Below are 23899 nucleotides of genomic sequence, written 5' to 3'. Positions count from 1 at the left end.
CGACGCCCTAAACATGCCACCGGACCGAGCCCCCCTCACCCGCATCAGCGACATCCCGCGCCACTGGGCCGCGCACACGCCCGGCCATGTCGCCGTCATCGAAGAAGACCGAAGCACCACCTATGCGCAGCTGTGGGCCGGCATCGAGGATGCGCAGCGCTACCTGCAGTCGCACGGCGTGGGCAGCGGCGACCGGGTGCTGGTGGTGGCCGAAAACTGCCTGGCGGTGGTCACGCTGGTGTTCGCCCTGGCGGAGCTGGGCGCATGGCCGGTGGTCGTCAACGCGCGCCTGTCCGAGCGCGAGATCGAGGTGATCCGCGCCCACTGCCACCCGCGGCTGATGCTGTTCACCCACGCGGCGTCGCCGGATGCGTTGCGCCACGGCGTGCGCTACCGCGCCCGCGAAATTGCCCCGGTCGGCCTGGGCCCGCTGATGGCCGGCGCCGTCGACGCCACCGCCATGCGCGAGCCCGAAGCGCTCGCGCGCGACGTGGCCGCGCTGATCTACACCTCGGGTACCACCGGACAGCCCAAGGGGGTGATGGTCACTCACCGCGGCCTGCTGCACTTTGCCGACGTGACCGTGGCCTCGCGCCGCATGCAGCCGGACGACTGCGCCTACGCGGTGATGCCGATCTCGCATGTATTCGGGCTGGGCACGCTGCTGGTGTCGACGCTGCACGCCGGCGCCAGCCTGTACCTGTGCGCGCGCTTCAACGCGGCGGACCTGACCGCGGCGATCCGCGGCGGCGCGATCACGCTGCTGCAGGGCGTGCCGACCATGTTCAGCCGCATCCTGGCCCACGTGCGGGCCACCGGCGCGCCCTTGCAGCCGTCGCCGCGCCTGCGCTATCTCTACACCGGTGGCGGCCCGCTCGACCCCACGCTCAAGCGCGATGTCGAGGCAGTATTCGGCCAGCCGCTGCACCACGGCTACGGCATGACCGAATACGCAGGATCGATGTTCGTGACGCGCATGGACCGGCCGCGCGCCGATTGCGCCGCGGGCGAGATCGTCCCGGGCGCGGACCTGCAGGTGGTCGGGCCCGACGGCAAGCCGGTGCCGCCGGGACAGCCCGGCGAACTCTGGATCCGCGGGCCGGGCGTGATGCGCGGCTACTACCGCGCGCCCGAACTGTCCGCCGCAGCGCTGCGCCCCGGTGGCTGGCTCAACACTGGCGATATCGGCCGGCTGGATGCCGACGGCGCCTTGTTTATCGTCGGCCGCACCAAGGACCTGATCATCCGTTCGGGCTTCACCGTCTACCCGATCGAAGTCGAATCGGTGCTCAACACGCATCCGTCGGTGCGCGTGTCGGCCGTGATCGGCCAGCCCGCCGCGGACGGCAACGAGGAAGTGATCGCCTTCGTCGAAATCCGCGAGGGCGAGCGCTTCGACGCGCCGGCGTTACATGACTACCTGGTCGGGCGCCTGTCGCCCTACAAGCGCCCCGAGCGCATCGTGCGCGTGGCGGCGATGCCGACCACGGCCAGCGGCAAGCTGCTCAAGCACCAGTTGCGGCAGTCGCTCGCGGGCCAGGCGTAGCGCGCAGGCGTGCGGCGGTGCTGCTTCAGTCCTGGCGCCCCTGCCCGTCTTCCACCAGCAGGTCCACCAGCTTGCGTGCGAACAGCGGCAAGGCGTCGAGGTCGGCCACGCAGATCTGCAGCTGGCGCTCGGCCCATTCGTCGTCGAGCTGGACGATGCGCAGCGCCATGGCCCTGGCATGGCGGCGCGCGGTGGTCTCGGGCAGCACGGCCAGGCCGACATTGGCCTCGACCATGCGGCACGCGGTCTCGAAATTGCTGACCTGCACGCGCCAGCGCAGGGTGCGCTGCAGGTCCGCCGCGGCGCGCTTCAGGAAGTTGTGGATGGCGCTGTCTTCGGGCAGGCCGATGAAGTCGTAGTCGAGCGTATCGATAAAATCCACGCGCCCGCGCTCGGCCAGCGGATGGCTCAGCGCGGTCGCCAGCACCAGCCGGTCGCGCCGGTATGGCATGACCTCCAGCCCTTCGGTGCGCACGTTGCCGGCGATGATGCCGATATCGACGATGCCCTCCAGCACCGCGCGCACGATATCCGGGCTGAGCCGTTCATGCATGTCGATGGTCACGTCCGGATGGCTGACCAGGTAGCTGCGCAGCACCGCCGGCAGGAACTCGCTCATGGCGGTGGTGTTGGCGAACACGCGCACGTGGCCTTTGACGCCCGCCGCGTATTCCTGCAGGTCGCCGCTGAGCTGCTCCAGCTGGCGCAGCACGCGGCGCGCATGGGCCAGCAGGGTCTCGCCCGCACCGGTCACCTTCACGCCCTGGCTGCTGCGGCTCAGCAGCTTGACGCCGACGTGTTCCTCCAGGTTCTTGATGCGCGTGCTGGCCGCGGCCAGCGAGAGGTGCGAGCGCTGCGCACCGCCGGTCAGGCTCTGTGCCTCCGCGATATGCGTGAACAGTTTCAGGTCGACCAGATCAAAGCGCATGACATCATTCCCGGGCGTAGCGGCGGATTATCGCGCAAACCGCGTCATGGAACACCCCTGAGCCGCGCCGCGATTCACGCGACCGAGCGCTGCCGCGGCATGGCGCGCCCGCCGGCCAGCCTTCGCGCCGCTTCCAGCGAGACGCCGAAGCGATCATAGAATGCGCTGTCCAGATCACCGCCGGCCGGCCAGCCGACCCGGCGCCTGGCCTCGGCAAGGCCCGCTTCGCCCGCCATGACGTCGAACAGCAGCCGCATCAGCCGTTGCGTGCGGCACAGGTCGGTCAGCGCGGTCCCCTGCGCGAACAGCGCGCGGCGCAACTGCGCCGCCGACATGCCGAGCCGTTCCGCGATAAAGGCTGCGTTCCAGGCGTACTGCGGCTGCAGGAACACCCGCTTGGCAATGCGGTGATGCAGGCATTCGGAGGGTTGCGCCGGGGTCAGCCCCAGCAGCTCCAGCGTGCATGCGGCCGGCTGGGCACTGCTGCCATCCAGGCGCAGCGCAAACGCCTCGAACGGCTCGAGGGTGGCCTGCTGGCCGGCCAGCAGCACCCGTTCGTAGCCGCGCCGCCGGACCACCACCCTGCCGCGCTCGGCGCCGACCGACAGCGGAAACGCCAGCAACAGCTGCTGCAGGCTGGCGTGCATGGAAGACTGCAGATGGACATGCATGGCGGAGCGCGAATGGCGGACAGGATCAAGCTGCATGATCGCCGCAATCCGGCCCGCGCGCCTCTGCCATTCCCGAACACTCCGTTCGCCGCTGCCGCATGCCGGTGCCGGTGCGCGTTCAGGCCGCCGGAAACGCCTTGACCAGGTGCCGCAGCAGGCCGTCGGCGACCGGCGACAAGTGCCGGCCGGCACGGGTCAGGATGTGGATGCGGCTGTTGTTCAGGATGGGATTGGCCAGCGGCAGCGACACCAGCTGCCGCAGTTGCGGTTCCTTCAGCGGCACCGAGCGCGCCGTCAGGATATAGCCCAGCCCCATCGCAGCGTACTCCCACAGCACCTTGAAGGAGTTGGTGACCAGCATCGGCTTGAGCGTGATGTGCTCGTCCAGCTCGGCCGCCTGCACGTGCTTGCGCACGCCGAACGACCCCGCCAGGAACGCGCCCTGGTGCTGCGCCAGGTCGGCCAGCGTCAGCGCGCGGCGACGCCGTGCCAGCGGATGGTCCTTGTGCACGTGCGCGCGGATTGGCGACAGCCGCGAGTAGTGCGAGTGCAGCCGCGCATCGTCGGGCGGCTGGAACACGAAGCCGATATGGGCCAGGTCCTCGAGCAGCAGGCGCACGGTCTCGTCGGTGCCCGCCACCTGGATGCTGCAGGTGACGTCGGCGTGCTTGCGCAGGAAGCCCTGCAGCACCGGTTCCAGCACCAGGTCGACAAAGCCCTCGCCAAAGGACAGTTCGACATGGCCGCGCTGGGCGTTCTTCAGGTTGTTCACTTCGGCCACGAAGGTGTCGTTCAGGTCCTGCTGGCGCCGGGCAAACAGCGCCAGCAGCCGCCCCGCGTCGGTGGCCACCACGCCGCGTCCGCGCCGCTCCAGCAGCGTCAGTCCGGTGTCCTGCTCCAGCTTGGCCACGGCCCGGCTGACCACCGAGGGGTCCAGTTCCAGGACTTCGGCGGCGCCGCGTACCGAGCCGGTCTCGATGATCTGCAGCAGGCACAGCGCCCGCTTGCGGTCCAGCACGTCTTCCATCTCTTGGTCTCCACCTGGCGGCGCGCCACGGTGTGGTACCGGCCGCGCCACGATCTCTTATCGTTGCATTTTATACAACGATTTGTCGCTACCGTTGTCATGGTTTCGGCGCGCGGGTGCGGAGAGAATGCAGTGGACCACCACGCTCCCCCTGCCCCCATGACCGATACCTTGCCCGCCGACCTGCAGCGATCCATCCAGACCCTCGCGCCGGAGTTCGTCGCGATCCGGCGCAGGATCCACGCGCATCCGGAGCTGGCCTTCGAAGAGCGCCAGACCAGCAACCTCGTCGCCGAGCAACTCGCGGCATGGGGCTATGCCGTGCATCGCGGCCTGGGCACCACCGGCGTGGTCGGCACGCTGCGCAAGGGCCACGGCAGCAAGGCGCTGGGCATACGCGCCGACATGGATGCGCTGCCGATCCAGGAACAGACCGGCCTGGACTATGCCAGCACCATCGCGGGCAAGATGCATGCATGCGGCCATGACGGCCACACCGCGATCCTGCTGTGTGCCGCGCGCTATCTGGCCGAGTCGGTCGATTTCAACGGCACGCTGAACCTGATCTTCCAGCCGGCCGAAGAAAACGAAGGCGGCGCGCTGCGCATGCTCGAGGACGGGCTGTTCGAGCGCTTCCCGTGCGACGAGGTGTACGCGCTGCACAACTCGCCGGGAATGCCGGTGGGACAGATCGGCGTCATCACCGGCCCCGCCATGGCCTCGTTCGACCGGGCCACGGTGACGCTGCGCGGACGCGGCGCGCACGGCGCCATGCCGCACCATGGCATCGACGTGATGCAGGGCGCGGCCAGCATGGTGCTGGGGCTGCAATCGATCGTCAGCCGCGAGATCGACGCGCTCAAGTCGGCGGTCATCACCGTCGGCGCGCTGCAGGCCGGCAGCACCTACAACGTGGTGCCCGACACCGCGACCATCAAGATCGGCGTGCGCACGCTCGACCCGCGCGTGCGCACGCTGGTCGAAGAGCGCATCCAGGCCTTCGTCACGGCCCAGGCGCAGAGCTTCCGGCTGCAGGCCGAGGTGGTCTACGAGCGCAAGTACCCGGTGCTGGTCAACCACGCCGCGCAGACCGAGTTCGCGCGCCAGGCCGCGCTCCGGCTGGTGGGCACGGACAACGTGGTCGAGCGCCCGCCCGTGATGGGCAGCGAAGACTTCGCCTACATGCTGGAGCATCGGCCCGGCGCCTATATCCGGCTGGGCAACGGCCTGGGCGAAGACGGCGGCTGCATGGTGCACAACCCGCTGTACGACTTCAACGACAAGGCCCTGCCGGTCGGCGCCGCATTCTGGGCGCACCTGGCGCAAAGCTATCTGGCCTGAAAATAGAAACCGAGGAGACAACCCCATGGCTATCCTGAACCGCCGCCGCTTCCTGCAACACGCCGGCCTTGCCGCCGGTGCTTCCGTACTTTCCGGCCTGCCGGCGTTTGCGGCCGATGCCTTTCCCGCCAAGGCCCTGTCGCTGGTGGTGCCTTATCCCGCCGGCGGCGCCAGCGACGCGTCGGCGCGCATCTTCGGCGAATCGATCAGCAAGAGCGTGCGCCAGCAGGTGGTGGTAGAGAACTACGGCGGCGGCACCGGGCTGATCGGCGCCAACAAGGTGCTGGCCGCGCCGGCCGACGGCTACACCTTCTTCCATGGCTCGATCAACGAGGTGTTCCTGGCGCCGCTGCTGAACCCCGCGGCACGCTACAAGCCGCAGGACTTTTTGCTGGCCGCGCCGATCAGCGACGCCAATATCGTGCTGATGGTGCGCAACGGCATCGCCGTGGACAGCCTCGACAAGTTCATCGAGTTCGCGCGGCAGGCCAAGGGCAAGTCGCTGACCTACGCCACCGTCGGCATCGATTCGATCTATCACCTGATGGGCGATGCGCTGGCCGCGCGCCTGGGCGTGCCGTTCCTGCACGTGCCCTACAAGGGCGGCGCGCCGGCGCTGCAGGGCCTTGCCGGCGGCGAGGTGGACTTCGCCATCCTGCCCTACCAGTCCAGCTTCGACAGCATGCAGCAGCAGGGCCGGCTGAAGATACTGACCAGCTTCTCGCGCGCCTTGCCGCCCGCGCTCAAGTCGGTCCCGCTGATTTCACAGAGCAAGCTGGTGCCGGATTTCGAATACACCATCGGCGGCGGCTATTTCGTCAGGCAGGGCACGCCGGCAGAGCGCGTGGCGGTGCTGCGCAAGGCCATCGGCGAAGCGCTGGCCAAGCCGGAGATCCGCACCAGGCTTGAAGCCGAGGGCCGCACCGTGCTGCAGCCGATCGACAGCCAGGAACAGGCGAACCGGATGTTCGAGCAGTACCTGGCGCGCGTCAACAAGCTGATCCAGGGCGTCGGCCGCAAGACCAACGCTGCCTGAGGCACAGCCAGGCGCGGCGGCAAGGCATCAAGGCGCGCCGCCCGAGGCATCGATCCGGTAGACCCGCCCGCTGTTTGCGGACGTGCCCGGATCGGCCATCACATAGAGCGCCTGCGCGCCATCCACGCCGAACGAGAACACGCTGCCCGGCACCGTGACGTTCCAGTCGACCGGCTCGGTGGCGGCGCCATCGCGGTACACGAAGCTCTGCAGCTTGCCGGTGCACAGATCGGAATAGAAGTAGCGCCCCTGCAGCGCCGGGCTGGCACTGCCGCGATACACGTAGCCGCCGACGATGGCACAGCCGCCGGCCTCGTGGCCGTACTCGAACACGGGCATGGTCAGTCCGCTCTTGTCGCAGGTGGCGGCGCCCACGCACGCGCTGCCCTCGGTCAGGTTCCAGCCGTAGTTCAGGCCCGCGCTGGTGGACAGTGCCACGTCGACTTCCTCGCGCTGCTCCTGGCCGACATCGGCGATATACAGTGACCCGGCGTCGAACGAGAACCGCCACGGGTTGCGCAGCCCGAGCGCCCAGATCTCGTCGCGGCTGCCGGACTGGCCGAGCAACGGGTTGCCGGCCGGCACGCCGTAGCCCGCCGCGCCGCTGACATCGATGCGCAGCATCTTGCCGAGCAGCGTCGCCGCGTTCTGCGCGTTGCCCGCCGGGTCGCCGCCACCGCCGCCGTCGCCCGTGCCGATATAGAGCATGCGGTCGGGGCCGAACGCGAGCTGGCCACCGTTATGGTTGGAGAAGGTTGGATGGGGGATCGACAGCAGCACCGTGCCAGCGTTGTCGGCGAGATCCGGGTTGGCGGCCGAGACCTGGTAGCGGGCGATGGTGATGGCGCCGGCGGTGTCGGTGTAATAGACGTAGAAGCGGCCGTTCGACGCGTAGTCCGGATCGAATGCCATCGACAGCAGTCCGCGCTCGCCGTCGGTGGTGGTCAGCGCCTCGATATCGAGAAACGGCGCGGCCAGCAGCGCGCCGTCACGCACGATGCGGATACGGCCGGCGCGTTCCACCACGAACAGGCGCGCATCGCCGGCGGGCGCCGTCAGGAAGATCGGCGCAGAGAACTCGCCGGGCACCTGCGTCAATGACAACTGCATCGACTCCGGCGATCCATAGGCGACGCTGGCCAGGGCCACCGCGCCCGCGGCCACCGCGACGGTCTGCGACGGCGGCTGCGGCTTGCGCAGCGAGCCACCCGTGAGCACGCTCATGGCCGTGACGGTATAGCTGCCCGGCGGCAGGTTGGAGAGGGTGGCCGACTGGGTCACGGCCTGGCGGAACTGGCCCGGTCCCAATACGATGATGGCCGCCGAGGTCCCGGATGGCAGGCCCGAGATCGACAGCGTCAGCGAGCCGTTGCCGCCACTACCACCGCCGCCGCCACCGCCGCCGCCAGCCTCGCCCGCACCGCCGCTTTCGCCTCCGCCACCACCGCCTCCGCAGGCTGCAAGGCCCAGGCAGCAGCAGGCGATGGCGAATCGGCGAAGCGCGTTGCGTAGTGCGTCGGGCATGGCTGGCTCCTGGACGACCGGGGCACCGCCTGGCATGCCGTGACCGCTGCGCGGCTGCGCATGGCTTGCGCCGGCGGGGCCGGCGGCAGGGGCGCCTTGCCCTTGTAAACTACGTCATGCGCGCGGCATCGGCCAACCACTGCAGGTCCGCTCGAAAGCGCGCATTCCGGACAACCGGGCGATGCCAGCCAGGCCGCGCCCGCCTGGAGCACCTTCACGCGGGATTCGTACTAAAGATTCGCCGTGCTGACGCACACTCCGACAGGTCGTTTCCGCACCATGCGCCGCTATCATCGGTGTGGATCTTTGCCTACACTAAACGCGGCGGCGGTTGGCGAGTGCCGGCGGCGCCGCCTTCGCCGTCTGATCGCGCCCCCGGGAAGCCGCCCGCCCGGGAGCCGCGGGCTCGATGCTGTCGCCCCCGGCAGGGGTGCGACGGCTTCGTCGCAGACCTTCGCCGTGGGCAGTTGCTGCCGGGTGCAACCAGTGCTGACTACTTCCGTAGATCCCCAGGCGGCCGAAGCGCGGCCGCGACTGCTCGATACCGTCGACCGCGTATGCGAGATGTGCTTTGGCCTGTTCATGGCCTTGACCTTCGTGGGGGCCGTGTCGGCCGTCGGCGCGCCGGCGGATGCCCCGCGCACGATGTTCTTCACGGCGCTGGGCTGCAACCTGGCCTGGGGGCTGGCCGACGCCGTGATGTATCTGGTGCGCACGCTGACCGAGCGCGGACGCAGGCTCTCCCTGGTCAAGGCGGTTCGCAATGCCGGTGACCCGGGCGACGCCATCGCGCGCCTGCGTGACGCGCTTTCGCCGGCCTTGCGCACGCTGGTCGACGATGCCGAGCTGGAAGCCATGCGAGGCCGCATCGCCCGCACTGCCGACCTGCCCGCGCGCCCGGCGCTGAGCGTACAGGATCTGCTGGCAGCGGTCGGGATCTTCCTGCTGGTGGTGCTTGCGACGTTCCCGGTGGCCCTGCCGTTTATCGTGTTTGCGGACGTCTCCACGGCGCTGCTGGTATCGCGCGTACTGACCATCCTGATGCTGTTCGGGGCTGGCATCGCACTTGGGCGCCATGCCGGCTTCGGCGGATGGATCGCGGGTGCGATGATGACGCTGGTCGGGGTTGCACTGACCATGGCCATCATCGCGCTTGGGGGCTGACCATGCAGGCCGGAGGCAGCGCTGCACGTCCGGCGGCACCACCGCCCATGCGGGCCGCGCTACTGGCTGCGCGACAGGCCGCACGCTGCCTGGTGCTGGCAGCGGCGATCGCGCCGCTGCCCTTGCATGCCGCCGAAGACAGCGGCACGACCGCGGAGGCGCCGGCGTGGAGCGGCGGGGTCTCGGCTTACCTCAACCTGCCGCGCGGCAGCGAAGCCTATGTCACGGGCATCGCCATCGCCAAGCGTGGCGTCCTGCATCTGGAGGCGCGCAGCAACTACGAAGGCATGGATGCGTACTCATTCTTCGTCGGCTACAACCTTGGCTGGGGTGATGCGTTGCGGCTGGATTTCACGCCGATCCTCGGCGTGGTCACCGGCAGCACGCACAGCGTCGTGGGCGGGTTCGAGGCCACGCTGACCGGCCGCTATGCCGATGCCTATATCGAGTTCGAGTACGTGCCGGACGCCGAACCGTCCGGGTACGCCTATGCATGGAGCGAGCTGGCCTGGCGCCCCCGTGACTGGCTGCGGCTTGGCCTGGCGGCCCAGCGCACGCGTGTGCCCGACAATGGCCGCAATCTGCAGCGCGGCGTGTTTGCGCAAGTGAAAGGGAAGCACGTCTCCGGTGCGGTCTACTGGTTCAACCCCGCCGCGCACGACCAGATCGCCGTGGTCTCGATCGGGCTGAGCTTCTGACGCGGCCGCGGGCTCCGCGCGAAACTGAGGACGAATTGTCCGGACGGGTGCAGGAATGGACTTACCGCGCAAAACCCAGCGTCACCAACCGGCCGCGCTCGATGCCCTGCTGGCCGAGGTCCGCACCTGCCGCGCCTGCGCGCAGCACTTGCCGCTCGGCCCGCGTCCGGTAGTGCGCGCCGGCGCCGGCGCGCGCATCCTGATCGTCGGCCAGGCGCCGGGAACGCGCGTGCACGAGACCGGCATTCCATGGAACGATGCCAGCGGCGATCGGCTGCGGCAGTGGCTCGGCGTCGACGACGCCACCTTCTGCGATGCCTCGCAATTCGCCATCATTCCGATGGGCTTGTGCTATCCGGGCCGCGGCAAAGGCGGCGACAACCCGCCGCGCCCGGAATGCGCGCCCCTGTGGATGGATCGCCTGCTGGCGCAACTGCCGTCGATCGCGCTGACCCTGCTGGTCGGGCAGTACGCGCAGCGGCATTTCCTCGGGGCGCGCCGCAAGCCGACGCTGACCGAAACCGTCCGGGCGTGGCAGGACTACACGCCAGGCTTCATACCGCTGCCGCACCCGTCGCCGCGCAACCAGCCGTGGTTCAAGCAGCATCCATGGTTCGAGAGCGAGGTGTTGCCGATGTTGCGGGAGCGGGTCAGGCTGTTGCTGCGGCCTGGCGATATGCCGACAGGCTAGGCAGCATGCGATACCTGCCGCGCCGTAGCCTGTCGAGGGGCCTCATTCGCTGGCCGTAAAGCCCGAGGCCGCGACCGCCGGCTGCCACTGCGCGCGCTGCGTCTGGATCAGCTTGCGCAAGGAATCTCCCGGCTTGCCGTTCATTTCCATGCCCAGCGCCGACATCTTGTCGCGCACCGCGGGGTCCTTGACAGCGTCGAGCAGCGCCTTCTCGATCCTCGCCACCGCAGCCGGCGGCGTCCCGGCCGGCACAAAAGCCGAGTACCAGCCGGATGCCGCCTCGAAACCTGGCGCGCCCGCCTCCGCCAGCGTTGGCACGTCAGGCAGCAGCGTCGAGCGGCGGGTCCCGGTGACGCCGAGGAACCGTATCCTGCCCGCCCGGTACAGTTCCATCTGCCCGCCCACCGCATCGATCCCCAGCGGCAGCGTGCCGCCGATCTCATCGGCCAGCATCATGACGGCGCCGCGATAGGCGGTGGGCAGCAATGGCACGCCGATCGATTTTCCGAGCGACAGCACCCCGAAATGAATACTGCCGCCGAGCGTGACCAGGCCGACGCCGCCCTTGTCCGGGTTGCGCTTCACCCACGCCAGGTATTCCGGCATGGTCCGATAGGGCTGGTTGACGCTGGCAGACGCCACCAGCGGCACGTCGGCCAGGTAGGCCACCGGAACCAGGTCCTTGTCGGGGTCATAGGCCAGGCGCTTGTAGGTCAGCGGAAAGATGGTGAACGGCGGCGCGGGGGAAATCAGCACCGTCTTGCCATCCGGCGGCGCGCGTTTGACGTTCTCCAGTGCCAGCCGCGCCGATGCGCCCGGGCGGTTCTCGACCAGCACAGGCGTGTCGAGCGAGACCCGCAATTTTTCAGCAAGCGTTCGCGCAAAAATGTCGAGCGCGCCACCGGCCGCAAAGCCGACGACGATGCGCACGGGCGCTTCGCCGCTGGCGGCGCGGGCCATGGCGGGAGCGGCACTGATACCCAGGGCCAGAGCCAATGCCAGCGCGGGGGCCAGCCGTTGCAAGGGATTCGGAAATTGCATGCGGGTCACTCCAGTTGACGGGGGCCGCTGCGCTCAGGCGGCATCCAGCTCAGTGTGCGCTTCCAGTGGATAGATGGGGCGGCGCAGGTTGCGGAACGGAAACTGGCTGTAGTCGGAGCTGCAGACACCGGGGCCGGCCACCAGCACGATCTCGCTGGCGATCGGCTCGAACCCGGCGCGGAAATGCTGGCGCGACTTGATCAGGATGTACTTGCGGCGCGACAGGTCGATGCCCGCGTGCGTGAACACGCCGGTATCGAACGGCTCCTGCGGTTTTTCGCAGATCACCACCAACGTCCCCGCGACATCCAGCACCACGGTGCGACCCAGGCTCAGTTTCATGCCCGTGAACATCGGGCCGGTGACCTGATAGTTGCCGTCGGTAATGCACTGCACCCGGCCGGTCAATCTCAGCGGGCGGCCCTTCAGGTCCAGCGCCGGCATGTCGGTCTTGCCGCCCACATCGAGCGTGACGGACTGCCCTACGCCGGCGGCAATCAATTCCACCACGGCACCCGGATCCCAGAACGGCCCGGCGACCACGCCTTCGAGCCCCTGGCGCAGGACTTCGCCCAACACCGTCATTTCGTCCGTTGGCCCGCCTGCACCACAGTTGTCGCCATGATCCACCAGCACGACCGGACCTTGCGGGAGCGTCCTGGCGCGCGCGATGGATTCTGCCATCGGCTCGATCGGGAAGACGAAATCAGCCCGGCGTTCCCACGCCATGCCGCAGAGCTCGTCGAGCAAGCGCCGGCCCGCTTCGATTCTGGTGGTCTCAGCCACGATCACCACTGCCAGGCCCGTATGCGGGATATCGGCAAGCGGAAAGCCACCGAACACCGACGCGTTGAGCACCTCGCCATCGCGCTCGGCCGTCATCGCACGCTCCATGATGTCCTTCATGGGTTGCGCGCGCGGGGTCTGGCGCAGCATGTGAGTCAGCATCGGCAGCGTGCGCCACAGCAACACCGGGCGGGCCTCGCCTCGCAACGCCGCCATCAGGGTACGGGCGGCGCGTGCGCCGGTCTCATACACGTCCACGTGGGGATAGGTGCAGTAGCCGGCGATCACGGTCGCATTGTCGACCAGTGCAGCGCTGAAGTTGGCGTGGAAATCGAGCGATACCGCGATCGGCGTCTGCGGCGCGACGGCGCGTATGCGGGCCAGCAACTCGCCTTCGGCATCCGGATAACCCTCGGCCACCATGGCGCCATGCAGGTCCAGCATCACCGCATCGCAGCCCGCGCGTACCGCCTCCACGATGGTGCCCGCCATCGACTCGAACGCTTCGGCCGTGACCATGCCGCTAGGCACTGCGTTCGCCATCAATGGCATCACGAATTCGTCGCCCTGGCGCCGAGCGATATCGATGAATGCGGCCGCGGCGCTGTTGGTGCCCTGACAGGCGCGCACTGCGTCGTCGCCGTAAAGCGGGCCATCAGTGCTGCCGCGGTTGAAGGAGCTCAGTGGCGTGGTAATCGGCGAAAAGGTATTGGTTTCATGCCGCATCAGGGCAATGACAAAGCGCATGGACTGGCTCCGACAGCGTGAAAGGTTCAGTTGGATTCGAGATCGACCGCGCGTGCAATGGCGCCGTAGCGGATCGTTTCGGCTTGCAGGAAGCGGCGGGCCTGCTCGGGGGTGGAAAGTACCGGCTCGTAGGCAAGCGTCTTCAGGCGTGCGGCGAAGTCCGCTTCATGCACGCTGGCCTTCACTTCCTGGTAGAGCCGGTCGATGACCGGGGCCGGCGTACCCGTCTTGACCACCAGCGCCAGGTTGCCGCGTACCTGCAGTGCATCCGCGCCACCCGCCCTCTGCGTTGCGAGGGCGGAAAACTGCGTAACCGGCTCCGCCTGCAGCACGGCCAGGGGCCTGGCCTTGCCATCCTGTACGTAGTTGACCGAAGAGCCGATCACATCGACATGGGCATAAGTCTGGCCGCCAATCAGATCCGCCATGGCGGGCGGCGAGCCGCGGTACGGAACGATGGTGAAGTCCAGGCCATTGCGGCGCTTCCAGTCGGCCAGGCCGAGGTGGGCGGCCCCCGCGACGACGTTGATGCTGATCGACACCTTGCCTGGATTGCGCTGGATATGCCTTTTCAGTTCACTCAGCGTGGTCTCCTTGCGGTCGGCGCGCGTGATGATCCAGTGCGGCACGGTGCTGACGATGGTCACCGGCGTCAGGTCATCGGGCCGATAGCGCAGGCCCTTGATCGTGTACGGATTGATACTGAGGGTGCCGTCGCTGGCCAGCAGCAGGGTATTGCCGTCGGCCTTCTCCTTGAGCACTGACGACACGCCCGGCACGGTCGCGCCGCCAGCGATGTTTTCCACCACCACCGGCTGCCCCAGCCGCTGTTCCAGCTTGCGCGCGAGCGTGCGGCCAATGATGTCGTAGGAACCGCCGGCCGGGAACGGCACGACCAGGCGCAGCGGCCGGTCGGGCCACGCGGTCGCAGCGCTTGCGCAAGTGGCCGTTAGCAAGGCTGCGCCGGCAAGCATGCAGCGCATGGTCGAGCGCAAACGGCATACTGCTTCCATGGGTCTCCTCCTGAGGTCTGATTGCCTTGTGATGGCCTGGAATGAATCAGGTGATGCGCCGACTATATGGGATCGGTTCCGATAGCAAAAGCGAATAAAACTCGCTGTTTGTTAATCAGATGGTTAACTCATAAAATGAGCCATTCAACCCCGCCGAAGCGTCGCCTGCCATGCCCGCCGAAACCTTCGCCCATACCCTGCTTGGCCGCCTCAAGCTGCGGCATCTGCGCATCATGCTGGCGTTGAGCGAAATGCAGACCGCCGCCGCGGTCGCCGTGCGCTTCCATGTCAGCCCCGCCGCGGTGTCCAAGACACTGGCCGAGATCGAAGACATCGTGGGCATGCCACTGTTCGAGCGCAGCCGCCGCGGCCTGCGGCTGACCGATCCCGGCAGGGAGATGGCGGCGCATGCGGCGGTCTTGCTGGCGCAGCTGGAACGGCTCGCCGAATCGCTGGAGGCGGTGCGCGCCGGCAGCCAGGGGGCGTTGCGCATCGCGTTCCGGACGATGTCGGTGCAGCCCTTCCTGGCACGGGCGATGAGCGACTTCTACCGGGATCACCCGCGCGTGGAGATCAGCGTGATCGAAGGCGGCATCGGCGAACTGGCGGATCAGCTTGTGGATGGCTCGCTGGATCTGCTGTTCGCCTATGACGATCCGCGCCTGTCGCTACCCGCGCTGCGCGCGGCGCCAGTGGTCCCGGCACAGAAGGTGGTGATCGTCGCCAGCCAGGACCATCCGCTGCTGACGCGCCGCAAGCTGACGGCACGTGAACTGTCCGGACAGCAATGGTGTATTCCGGTGGCCGGCTCGCGCATGCTTCACTTGCTGCATTCGGCGTTCCAGGCGCTGGACGCCCCAGTGCCCACGCTTGGCATCCGCACCAGCGATGTGGCCGCCACGGCCAGCCTGTTGCAGGCGGGTCATTTCCTGGCGGTGTTTCCGGAGCGCATCGCCGCGCAGCTCACCCTGGCCAAGGTGGGAAGGGTGCTTCGCTTCGAACTCGGCAGCCGCGTGGAGCCGGTGGTGGCAGTGTGGAACGGCGAACTCACGCCGCGCACGCCGGCTCGCCTGTTTCGCGAGCTAGTCATGGACCGCGCCAGCGAGGTTTTCATGGCCGAGCCGGTGCCGTTGCTGGCCGCGCGCGCGGTGGCGGCGGCTGCCGCTCGCAAGCGCTGAGCGGGGAGCCTTGCGGCTCCGCTCAGTGCGGGCACAGCACCGCCGCCATCTCCTTCGCCGCCCCTGCACTGGCGGCAAACCGCGTCGAACGGACGGCGCCGCTGACCGGCACCTATCGCGATCGTACGCCAACCACCCGCCGGGCGGGGGGCGTGATGCTGATCGAGATGGCCAACCAGCGGCCGTACGTCACGGCAGCACAGGATTCGCCACCGCGCGCGCAATGATCGCATCAGCATCGCGCTGCAGCAGGAAGCGCTGCGCCACCAGTTCATTAGTCGCAGCCGTAACCGCCGCGACATATCCGGCCTGGTTCGTATACAGCGACTCCAGCGACGGCCTGCTGTCCCCCGCGGCCTGGCGCGCCGCCTCGGTCTTGTGGAACGGGATAAACGCGCCTGTCAGGTTGGACAAGTCGACGATCCCCGGCGTCGCCACGTAGTTGAACTCCAGACTGGTGCCGATCGGCGCGCGTGCTTCCACGCTGCGGATGCCGGCACGCGGAATGCCGGTCGAGGCATCGAGCTGCGGCACCAGGATTGCGTAGTCGCGGTTCAGATAGGCGGGAGGCAGGACCGACGCGATGCCCGATTCATCCTCGCGCCGGTACTGCGAGCCGAAGTCCAGCAGCGGGTAGCCGTTGTAACGGCCCAGGTACTGGAACTCCGGAATCGCGGTCTGCACGCCGGACACCGGCCACGTCAGCCCTTTCATCACCGGCACCGTCAGCGCCGAAGGCCGCACCAGCGTGCCGTCGGCTAACGCCGGCACCTGGCTCGGCGGCGGCGCCGTGTCGCGCACCACCCAATCCTCCAGATCGAGGAACAGCGCGCGGAAAGTGTCGTTGAAATGAATGACGGTGCCGGCAGGATAGACGTTGCGGGTCGGCACATAGTTGATGCTGGCCGTGCCGCCCGGGCCGCCGTGCTGGGCGCCTGCGTAGTAGTAGATGCGGGCGTTGTCGGGCTGCTTCAGGTCGGTGAAGCCGTTGGCGTCGGTCAGTACCGGCGAGCCCTGCAGTTGCCAGAACTCGGTGCCGGACAAGCCGAGGAAGAACTTCGGGCAGGTGCTGGTGGCCGCGCAGCGCTTCATCACGCCGCCGGTCGTCCCGGCGACATCGTCGACATAGTCCTTGTCCAGCGCGCGCGGCGCAGTCTGCCCGAACGCGGTATGGTCGGTGCGCAGCCCGCCACCGCCGCCCGGCACGGCAAAACGCGTGTTGATATTGGTCTGGCGCGCGGCCACGTGGGCGTAGATGCCGTCGAACACCGTCGAACCATCGAGCGCCTGGTTGAAGCCCAGATGCAGGAACGTCTTCATCGCATTGCCCGACTGCGACGTGCCCTGCCCGATGGCATGCCGGATGCGGCCGGCGATCGGGTTCGGCGTACCGACGCTGTCGACGGCCTTGTTGCGGAAGAAGCTGACGACATCGCGCAGCGCGGCCAGGCCCACGCCCATCACCTTCGGGTCCTTCGCCACGTAGACCAGTTCATAGAGATACTGCGGATCGAAGCCGCCGCGCAGGCAGATGCTGGCCGGATCGGCGGTGCCGGGGAACGGGTTGGCACCATCGCACCTGGCGAATTTCCAGTCGCTGGCGGGAATCGCTACGCGGGCGTCGGTCTCGTTGATGCGCCGGGTCAGCGCGTAGCCGGGCTGGGTATTGTCGAGGCTGGCCGGCACGTAGGGGATCATCGAGCCATTGAACACGCCGCCGGGCAGCGACATCGAGGCGGTTGCCGTGGTCGGCACCAGCTCGGCGCGATACGGGCCTGTGATGGAAGTGCCGTCGGCATTCTTCGCCACCGGCACGGTGACGGTCAGGCGCGCCGGGTTCGACTTGGGCACATCGCCTTGCCAAGCCGAATAGAGGAACACGTAGCCGCGCTCGAAATAGACGGCGTCGCCGGGCGTCGTGCCCGGGTTCGGCATGGTCAAAATGTTGCCGCGGTTCGGCGCGTCGTAGCGCAGCACACCGCCCGCCTTGCCCATGTCCTTGGGCTTGAGCATGACAAAATCGGTCGTGTACTCGACCATGCCATTGGTATTGACCGGCGCCAGGCCCAGGTCCTGGATGATCGCATTCTTGGGATCCTTGGGATCGACCTCGCCGGTGATAGTGCCCGTCACCTGCTCATACTGGCCCACGCTGCCGTAGCTGCCGGCGAAGTCCTGCGTGCCGGTGATCTTCAGTGTCAGTGCGGGCGTGCGCGTCTGCGGTGGTGTGCCGCCACCACCTGAACCACCGCCCCCACCGCCATCGCCACCACCACATCCGGCCAACAGCAAGATGGCCGTGGCGCCGCCCAGGGCGAGCGCCATCGCGTGCCGCCCGAGTGCACGTGCTTCCATCGGTGTCTCCTCGTCTCGTCGTTATAAAAATGGTTCCCGTCGGAATTACGGGATGCGACTCGACTATAGAGGACTTGGATTGTGCTGATAAATTGATTGTTTGGATGGATTTATCGACTCCGCAGGTCAATCGCGGAAGGTCTGTTCAGTGAGGTCCTTACCTTCACAGCGCTGCGCTGCGCTCAGCTTCGGCAATGCCTTCCACGCCATCCCGGGAACGCGCGGCAGCGCCATGCAGATGACGTGCGCCGCCATGCTGCGCCGGGCCCTCGCCTTCGATTCGCAGCCGCGGCAGGAACTGCGGAAACTCGCGCTGCATGAAGTCGATCAGTCCTTCGCGCACCACACAGCGCAAGTCCCACGCCAGCCCGGACGAGGCCGCGGTGCACAGTACGCGTATCTGCATGGTGCGCTCGGTGGCATCGGTGACCACCAGGTTGAAGAAGCGACGGTCCCACTCGGGCGCTGCATGGACGATGCGCTCCAGTTCCTTGCGCAACGGTGCCAGCGGCATGCCGTAGTCCACGTGAAAGAACACGGATCCCAGCAGCTGCGCATTGTTGCGGGTCCAGTTCTGGAACGGCTTCTCGATGAAATACTGCAGCGGGATGATCAGACGGCGGTCGTCCCATATCCGGAGCACGACGTAGGTACCGGTAATCTCCTCCACACGGCCCCACTCCCCTTCGACGATCAGTACGTCATCGAGCCGGATCGGCTGGGTCAGCGCGAGTTGGAGTCCGGCGATCATATTGCTGAACACCGGCTTGGCCGCAAAGCCCGCAATCAGCCCGACCACGCCCGCCGAGGCCAGCAAGCTGGCGCCGACTTGCCGCGCCCCCGGAAACGTCATCAGCAGCATTGCCGCGCCCATCACCACGACCAGCGTCATCGCAATGCGCGACAGCACGCGGGTCTGGGTGTGGATGCGCCGCGCACCCACGTTGTCCTCCACATCGACAGGGTGCCGGTCCAGCACCCCTTGCGCAAACCCCGCGATCATGCGCGCCGCAAGCCAGGTGGTCGCGACGATCATCAGCAGCCCGTTGAAATGCCGCACGCTGTCGATCCAGCGCAGATCGTTGGGCGCGGCCTGCCAGGCCGTCTGCAACGCCAGCAGCGGCAAGACTGCCTTCGATGGGGCGCGTGACTTGATCACGATGGCATGCAGCACCGGCGCGGTCCGGGTGATCCGCAACAGCAGCAGCCCGCCAAGGCGATGCGCGATCAGCGCCGCGATGACAGCGATCAGAGCCGCCGCCCATGTGCCGAACCACGGGTGATCGATAAGGGTGGGAAGGCTCATGGGCGTCTTGTTTCATTGGGGTTGCGCGACTATGGAGGTAGCGACACGACGAGCGGGCGGAAGTTTCCGCCTTCGGACGTTCCTCATCCGGCGTAGGCACGCAAGCCCGAAGCCAGCGCGGCAAACGTCACCGCACATCGGGCACTGCCGCGCAGGTCCTCGTGCATGGCGACCCAGGTATCCATCGTCACGGAGAACTGATGTTGCAGGATCCGGACCAGCCGCTTGTCCCGCGCCGCCAGCGCCGACTGGCACACGCCGATGCCGAACCCTGCCCGTATCGCGCCGAGCTGCGCCAGGTCGCTGTCGGCGCGAAACGCCAGACTGTCGCGCGAGAACGCCTGGAACTGTTCCTGCAGACGGCGGATATATGCGCTTTCCTGGTCGAAGCCGATCAGCGTGAAGCCGGACAGCTCGTCCAGCGATTGGGGCACGCCACGGGCTGCCAGATAGCTGTGATGGGCATGCAGGCCCAGCTCGATCCCGCCCACATGCTGGGCCACCAGCGCCTCCTGTTCCGGCCGGAACATTCGCACCGCGATGTCCGCCTCGCGACGCAGCAGGTCGTCCACCTGGTTCGACAGGACCAGCTCGATCTCCAGCTCCGGATGCGCATCGCGCAGTGCCGTGAGTATCGGTGGAAGCACTTCGACGCCGATGACCTCGCTGGCCGACACCCGGACCGTGCCGCGCACGCCCGAGCCGTGGCCGCTGGCCACCCGCCGCATTGCCGCTGCCGTCGCAGCGATGCCAGCCGCATAGGGTCTCAGCTCGTGCGCGGCGTCGGTGGGCGCGAATCCGTCGAAAGAGCGGGTAAAGAGCTTCAGCCCCAGGGCGGCCTCAAGGCTGTCGATGTGCCGGCCCACGGTCGGCTGCGTCAGGCCCATCGCGCGCCCGGCGGCGGACAGCGAGCCGGTTTCCAGCACATGAAGAAAAGTCCGGTACCACTCCCAGTTAGGTTCGCTGTTGAGCATCCTATACATTTTTGTTTAGCGACCACGCGATTATAGGGAATTTCCTTTTGGCACCGGAGTTTGCAAACTGAGTGCAATCGCAAAACCAGTAATACCCACAAGGAGAAATCACCATGCCCAGTGTCGCTCTGTTCGGCGCAGCCGGCGCAATTGGCCACAGCGTGGCCGCCGCATTGCGCAGCAAGGGACAGCCGTATCGCGTGGTCGGCCGCAACGAAGCACGCCTGCGCCAGGCATTCGGGGGCGACCCGCTCGCCGAGATCGCTGCCTGGGACCCGGATTCGCCGGCCTCGGTGCAGGCCGCTGCCAGCGGCATCGAGACGCTGATCTACATGGTCGGGGTCAACTACTGGCAGTTCCAGCTACACCCCGGGCTGATGCGCAAGACCCTGGATGCCGCCATAGCCGTTGGCGTCAAGCAATTCATCCTGATCGGCACGGTGTACCCCTATGGCCGCGTGCAGACCGGCAACCCGGTTCGCGAAGACCATCCGCGCCAGCCCCACACATTCAAGGGCCGCATGCGCAAGGCGCAGGAAGACCTGCTGATGCAGGCCGACGCCAGAGGGCAGATCCATGCGACGGTGCTGCGGCTGCCCGACTTCTACGGCCCTGGCGTGGAAGCCAGCCTGCTGCACCGCGCCGCGCAGGCGGCCGTGAATGGCGGCACGGCCGACCTGATCGGGCCGATCGACCGGCCGCATGAGTTCGTCTATGTGCCCGACGTGGGACCGGTGGTCGCCCGGCTGATCGACACGCCGGCCGCCTTCGGCAAGATCTGGCACCTTGCCGGTGCCGGCGTCACGACACAACATGACCTTGTCTTGGAAATGGAACGACAGACGGGGCGGCCGCTGAAGCTGCGCGTCGCCGGCAAGGCGATGCTGCGCCTGCTGGGTCTGTTCAACCCGTTCATGCGCGAACTGGTCGAGATGCATTACCTGATGACCGACCCGCTGATCCTGGACGACTCGGCGCTGCAACGGCTGCTCGGGCCGATTCGCAAGACACCCTACGCGGAGGGCATTCGTCAGACGCTGGCCGCGGTGCGGAACCCCAGGTCCGCGACCGAAGCTTCAGCCTGAACTGTTGGTACGCAGGCCTCTGCGAAGCCAGGGTCACGTCGTAATCGGCCCGAACAAGGTCTACCATTTAAGCCGGATAAACAGTCATCATCGGAAACCAGCCACCGGTTACAGCGCTGAACTCGTCGGCGCGCAACAAGGCCCGATGAAATCTACGTTCCTCAGCGCCTTAGCGACCATGCCGCACTCAATCCAGATACCTCCTGAAACCGTCAGGAAATGGCAAGAGATTGTCGATCTGCTCGCCGGAATCATGCGCGTTCCTTCCGCGTTGATCATGCAGGTACAGCCTCCGAACATCAAAGTCTTTGTCTCCAGCGAATCCGAAGGGAACCCTTACGAGCCGGCCGAAACCGCGCCCTTGAACACGGGGCTCTATTGCGAGACCGTGATGAAAACCCGCCAGCCGCTGCTGGTGCCTGACGCGCTGCAGGACGACGAGTGGAAATCGAACCCTGATATCAAGCTGGGGATGCTCTCGTACCTGGGTGTCCCGATCAGTTGGCCCGATGGCGAGATATTCGGCACGATTTGCGTGCTTGACAGAAAAAGAAACGATTACAGCGAGACTTTTCACAAACTCCTGCTGCTGTGCCGCGACGTGCTGCAGGCCGACCTCGAATCGCTCACCGCAGTCAACCAACAACTCGAGGAGCGCGAAGCGAAGATCGAGCGCCTGGTCAACGCGGACATTATCGGCATCTTCATCTGGGAACTCGGAGGCCGGATTATCGAGGCCAATGACGCGTTCCTCCGCACCGTCGGCTACGAGCGTGAGGATGTCATCTCCGGCCGCCTGCGCTGGACCGACCTGACCCCGCCGGAATGGTTCGAGCGCGATGTCCGGCAATGGCTGCCAGAGCTCGAGCGGACCGGTCGCCTGCAACCGTTCGAGAAGGAGTATTTCCGCAAGGACGGCAGCCGGGTGCCCGTGCTGATCGGCGTGGCGAGCTTCGAACAAGGCGGGAACCAGGGTGTCGCTTTCGTTCTCGATCTGAGCGAGCGCAAGCGCGCGGAGGCCGAAGCGCGCGAAAGCGAACGCTGCTACCGCGAGATCCAGACAGCGCTGGCGCACGCCAACCGTGTCACAACGATGGGGCAGCTCACCGCCTCGATCAGCCATGAATTAAAGCAACCGATCGGCGCGTGCGGCACCAATGCCGAAGCGGGTCTGCGCTGGCTGGACGCACAGTCGCCGAATCTTGATGAGGTTCGCCAGGCGCTTGAGCGTATCACCAGGGACGCTAGCCGCGCCGGTGCGATCATCAACCGCATTCGCGGCCTCGTCAAAAACACCCCGATGCATACCGAGTGGGTACAGATCAACGAGGCGATCCAGGAGGTCATTGCCCTGACGCGCGGCGAGGCGATGAAACACCACGTGTCCGTGCGGATGGAGCTTGCTGAGGACTTGCCGTTCGTTCCTGCCGACCGGGTCCAACTCCAGCAGGCGATGCTGAACCTGATCGTCAACGCCATCGAAGCGATGAGCGAGGCGGACGAGGGACCGCGGGACCTGACCATCCGCACCGGCATGGATGGGCCGGACGCCGTCCTTGTCACAGTGTGCGATTCGGGGCCGGGTGTTGCTGCCGAGAACATCGAGCGCATCTTCGAGCCGTTCTGTACGACGAAGGCCGGCGGGATGGGCATGGGGCTGTCCATTTGCCGCTCGATCGTGCATGCGCACGGCGGAACGCTACGACTCAACGCAAACGTGCCACGCGGCACCGAATTTCAGTTCACCGTGCCCGTCTCCGCCACGCATTGACAAATTCTGCCTAGGCGGTTATCGCGCCAACGATTCAGGGGAGCGGCAGCCCAGTTTGTGGTGCTGAACAGCCGTGGCAGAGCTGCGCCCACGTGGCGTTCGCGGGACTGGTGTCGGCGCTGTCGGTGGCACTGATCGGGCGGGGGCGCGGGGCCGGGGCGCCGCGTGAAAGCGGCGTGCCGCTGCGCGGCCCGGCGCGCTGAGCGCAACGGTCGCGGCCGCCGTTGCGGCAGGCCGGCAATGTCTTAGAATGGCACCACGCTAATGACAGGGACATTGCATGCAACCTTCGGACGGCACCGGCACCGGAACCGGCACCACCGCCGCCCCGCTCCTGCCCAAGGTGGTGCGCCAGCGGCTGCACGACACCGTGGTCGACCACCTGCGCAACTTCATCGTCGAAGGGGTGCTGGCGCCCGGCATGAAGCTGAACGAGCGCGAACTGTGCGAAACGCTGGGGATCTCGCGCACGCCGCTGCGCGAGGCGCTCAAGGTGCTTGCCGCCGAGGGGCTGATCGAGATCTCGCCCAACCGCGGCGCCAGCGTCTCGCGCATGAGCGAGGCCGAGGCGTGGGAGGCGTTCGAGCTGATGAGCGGCCTGGAAGCCTTTGCCGGCGAACTGGCGTGCGAGCGCATCACCGCGCCGGAACTGGCCGAGATCAAGGCGCTGCATTACGCCATGCTGGCCTGCCATGCCCGCAACGACCTGCCCGGCTACTACAGCCGCAACCAGGAAATCCACGACCGCATCGCCGCGGCGGCGCGCAACCAGACCCTGCTGCAGACCTACCTGACGCTGAACCGGCGGCTCAAGGCGATGCGCTTCCGCTCCAACCACCAGACCGACAAGTGGGACCGCGCGGTGCACGACCACGAAGAAATGATCCGCGCGCTCGAAGCGCGGGACGGCAAGCGGCTGGCGTCGATCCTGCGCCAGCACCTGCTGGAGAAGCGCGCCGCGGTGATGCAGATCCACCCGGATCCGGCCAGCGCGCCTGCCGTGCCCAACGCCTGAGC

Annotated in this window: 20 protein-coding genes; 10 read left to right on the top strand and 10 right to left on the bottom strand. The window is 67.2% G+C overall.

All coding sequences use genetic code 11. The annotated features are described in order from the left end of the window. Positions 1–13 precede the first annotated feature (13 nt). Positions 14–1546, top strand: coding sequence for a class I adenylate-forming enzyme family protein (locus MKD38_RS15740; protein ID WP_252678112.1), 1533 nt, complete (start codon positions 14–16; stop codon positions 1544–1546). A gap of 25 nt (positions 1547–1571) precedes the next feature. On the opposite strand, the gene MKD38_RS15735 is transcribed toward MKD38_RS15740, so the two are convergent. The 3 genes from MKD38_RS15735 to MKD38_RS15725 all read right to left on the bottom strand — a co-directional run bounded on the left by MKD38_RS15735 (position 1572) and on the right by MKD38_RS15725 (position 4172). Next, entirely contained in the window at positions 1572–2474 is a 903-nt protein-coding gene (locus MKD38_RS15735) for a LysR family transcriptional regulator (RefSeq protein ID WP_252678110.1), read from the bottom strand. A 74-nt stretch (positions 2475–2548) separates the two neighbouring features. After that, complete coding sequence (locus tag MKD38_RS15730) at positions 2549–3121, bottom strand: AraC family transcriptional regulator (RefSeq protein ID WP_240987846.1); 573 nt, start codon at positions 3119–3121, stop codon at positions 2549–2551. Between the two features lie 142 nt (positions 3122–3263). Continuing rightward, positions 3264–4172 carry a LysR family transcriptional regulator gene (locus MKD38_RS15725; protein WP_252678108.1) on the bottom strand — a complete coding sequence of 303 codons (909 nt, stop codon included), beginning with the start codon at positions 4170–4172 and terminating at the stop codon, positions 3264–3266. A gap of 159 nt (positions 4173–4331) precedes the next feature. On the opposite strand from MKD38_RS15725, the gene MKD38_RS15720 reads away from it, so the two are divergent. Both MKD38_RS15720 and MKD38_RS15715 read left to right on the top strand, forming a co-directional pair. Beyond that, positions 4332–5513, top strand: a complete 1182-nt coding sequence (locus MKD38_RS15720) for a M20 aminoacylase family protein (protein ID WP_252678225.1) — start codon at positions 4332–4334, stop codon at positions 5511–5513. 25 nt (positions 5514–5538) lie between these two features. Then, the gene (locus MKD38_RS15715) at positions 5539–6549 is read left to right on the top strand and encodes a tripartite tricarboxylate transporter substrate binding protein (protein ID WP_252678106.1); all 1011 of its coding nucleotides are present in this window, start codon (positions 5539–5541) and stop codon (positions 6547–6549) included. Positions 6550–6576: 27 nt separating this feature from the next. On the opposite strand, the gene MKD38_RS15710 is transcribed toward MKD38_RS15715, so the two are convergent. After that, positions 6577–8073, bottom strand: a complete 1497-nt coding sequence (locus MKD38_RS15710) for a PQQ-dependent sugar dehydrogenase (protein WP_252678104.1) — start codon at positions 8071–8073, stop codon at positions 6577–6579. 486 nt (positions 8074–8559) lie between these two features. On the opposite strand from MKD38_RS15710, the gene MKD38_RS15705 reads away from it, so the two are divergent. From MKD38_RS15705 to MKD38_RS15695, 3 genes are read left to right on the top strand one after another with little or no spacing between them, the layout of a single operon-like run. Then, entirely contained in the window at positions 8560–9237 is a 678-nt protein-coding gene (locus MKD38_RS15705; RefSeq protein WP_252678102.1) for a hypothetical protein, read from the top strand. 47 nt (positions 9238–9284) lie between these two features. After that, positions 9285–9935: a hypothetical protein gene (locus MKD38_RS15700; protein WP_252678100.1), complete on the top strand. Its 651-nt coding sequence runs from the start codon at positions 9285–9287 to the stop codon at positions 9933–9935. 55 nt (positions 9936–9990) lie between these two features. Then, a complete protein-coding gene (locus MKD38_RS15695; protein WP_252678098.1) occupies positions 9991–10626 on the top strand; it encodes a uracil-DNA glycosylase family protein in 636 nt (211 codons plus the stop codon). 42 nt (positions 10627–10668) lie between these two features. On the opposite strand, the gene MKD38_RS15690 is transcribed toward MKD38_RS15695, so the two are convergent. Genes MKD38_RS15690 through MKD38_RS15680 form a run of 3 tightly spaced genes read right to left on the bottom strand, consistent with a single transcriptional unit; the run spans position 10669 to position 14213 of the window. Then, positions 10669–11667 (bottom strand): tripartite tricarboxylate transporter substrate-binding protein, encoded by a 999-nt coding sequence (locus tag MKD38_RS15690; protein ID WP_252678096.1) that lies wholly within the window; start codon positions 11665–11667, stop codon positions 10669–10671. Between the two features lie 33 nt (positions 11668–11700). Next, positions 11701–13200, bottom strand: a complete 1500-nt coding sequence (locus MKD38_RS15685; protein WP_252678094.1) for a M81 family metallopeptidase — start codon at positions 13198–13200, stop codon at positions 11701–11703. A gap of 26 nt (positions 13201–13226) precedes the next feature. Further along, positions 13227–14213, bottom strand: a complete 987-nt coding sequence (locus MKD38_RS15680) for a Bug family tripartite tricarboxylate transporter substrate binding protein (RefSeq protein WP_252678092.1) — start codon at positions 14211–14213, stop codon at positions 13227–13229. A gap of 170 nt (positions 14214–14383) precedes the next feature. Between MKD38_RS15680 and MKD38_RS15675 the strand changes: the two genes are divergently transcribed. Then, entirely contained in the window at positions 14384–15391 is a 1008-nt protein-coding gene (locus MKD38_RS15675) for a LysR family transcriptional regulator (protein WP_252678091.1), read from the top strand. A gap of 189 nt (positions 15392–15580) precedes the next feature. Here the strand turns inward: MKD38_RS15675 and MKD38_RS15670 are convergent, their stop codons facing one another. The 3 genes from MKD38_RS15670 to MKD38_RS15660 form a co-directional block, all read right to left on the bottom strand. Continuing rightward, positions 15581–17746, bottom strand: a complete 2166-nt coding sequence (locus tag MKD38_RS15670) for an alpha/beta hydrolase domain-containing protein (protein WP_252678090.1) — start codon at positions 17744–17746, stop codon at positions 15581–15583. A gap of 163 nt (positions 17747–17909) precedes the next feature. Beyond that, positions 17910–19052: a mechanosensitive ion channel family protein gene (locus MKD38_RS15665; protein ID WP_252678089.1), complete on the bottom strand. Its 1143-nt coding sequence runs from the start codon at positions 19050–19052 to the stop codon at positions 17910–17912. Between the two features lie 83 nt (positions 19053–19135). Next, on the bottom strand, positions 19136–20026 hold the full coding sequence (locus MKD38_RS15660) for a LysR family transcriptional regulator (RefSeq protein ID WP_252678088.1): 891 nt from the start codon (positions 20024–20026) through the stop codon (positions 19136–19138). A gap of 113 nt (positions 20027–20139) precedes the next feature. Here MKD38_RS15660 and MKD38_RS15655 point away from each other — a divergent pair, with 113 nt between their 5' ends. From MKD38_RS15655 to MKD38_RS15645, 3 genes are all read left to right on the top strand, one after another. Beyond that, entirely contained in the window at positions 20140–21111 is a 972-nt protein-coding gene (locus tag MKD38_RS15655; protein WP_252678087.1) for an NAD-dependent epimerase/dehydratase family protein, read from the top strand. A gap of 145 nt (positions 21112–21256) precedes the next feature. After that, a complete protein-coding gene (locus MKD38_RS15650; protein ID WP_252678086.1) occupies positions 21257–22882 on the top strand; it encodes a GAF domain-containing sensor histidine kinase in 1626 nt (541 codons plus the stop codon). Positions 22883–23162: 280 nt separating this feature from the next. Further along, the gene (locus tag MKD38_RS15645) at positions 23163–23897 is read left to right on the top strand and encodes a GntR family transcriptional regulator (protein WP_018008539.1); all 735 of its coding nucleotides are present in this window, start codon (positions 23163–23165) and stop codon (positions 23895–23897) included. Positions 23898–23899 lie beyond the last annotated feature (2 nt).

Origin of the sequence: Cupriavidus sp. WGlv3 (genome assembly GCF_023952475.1) — a bacterium.
In the GTDB taxonomy this organism is placed as follows: domain Bacteria; phylum Pseudomonadota; class Gammaproteobacteria; order Burkholderiales; family Burkholderiaceae; genus Cupriavidus; species Cupriavidus phytorum.
The sequence above is the reverse complement of the archived record's forward strand: the minus strand, read 5'-3'. Positions and strand labels throughout refer to the sequence as shown.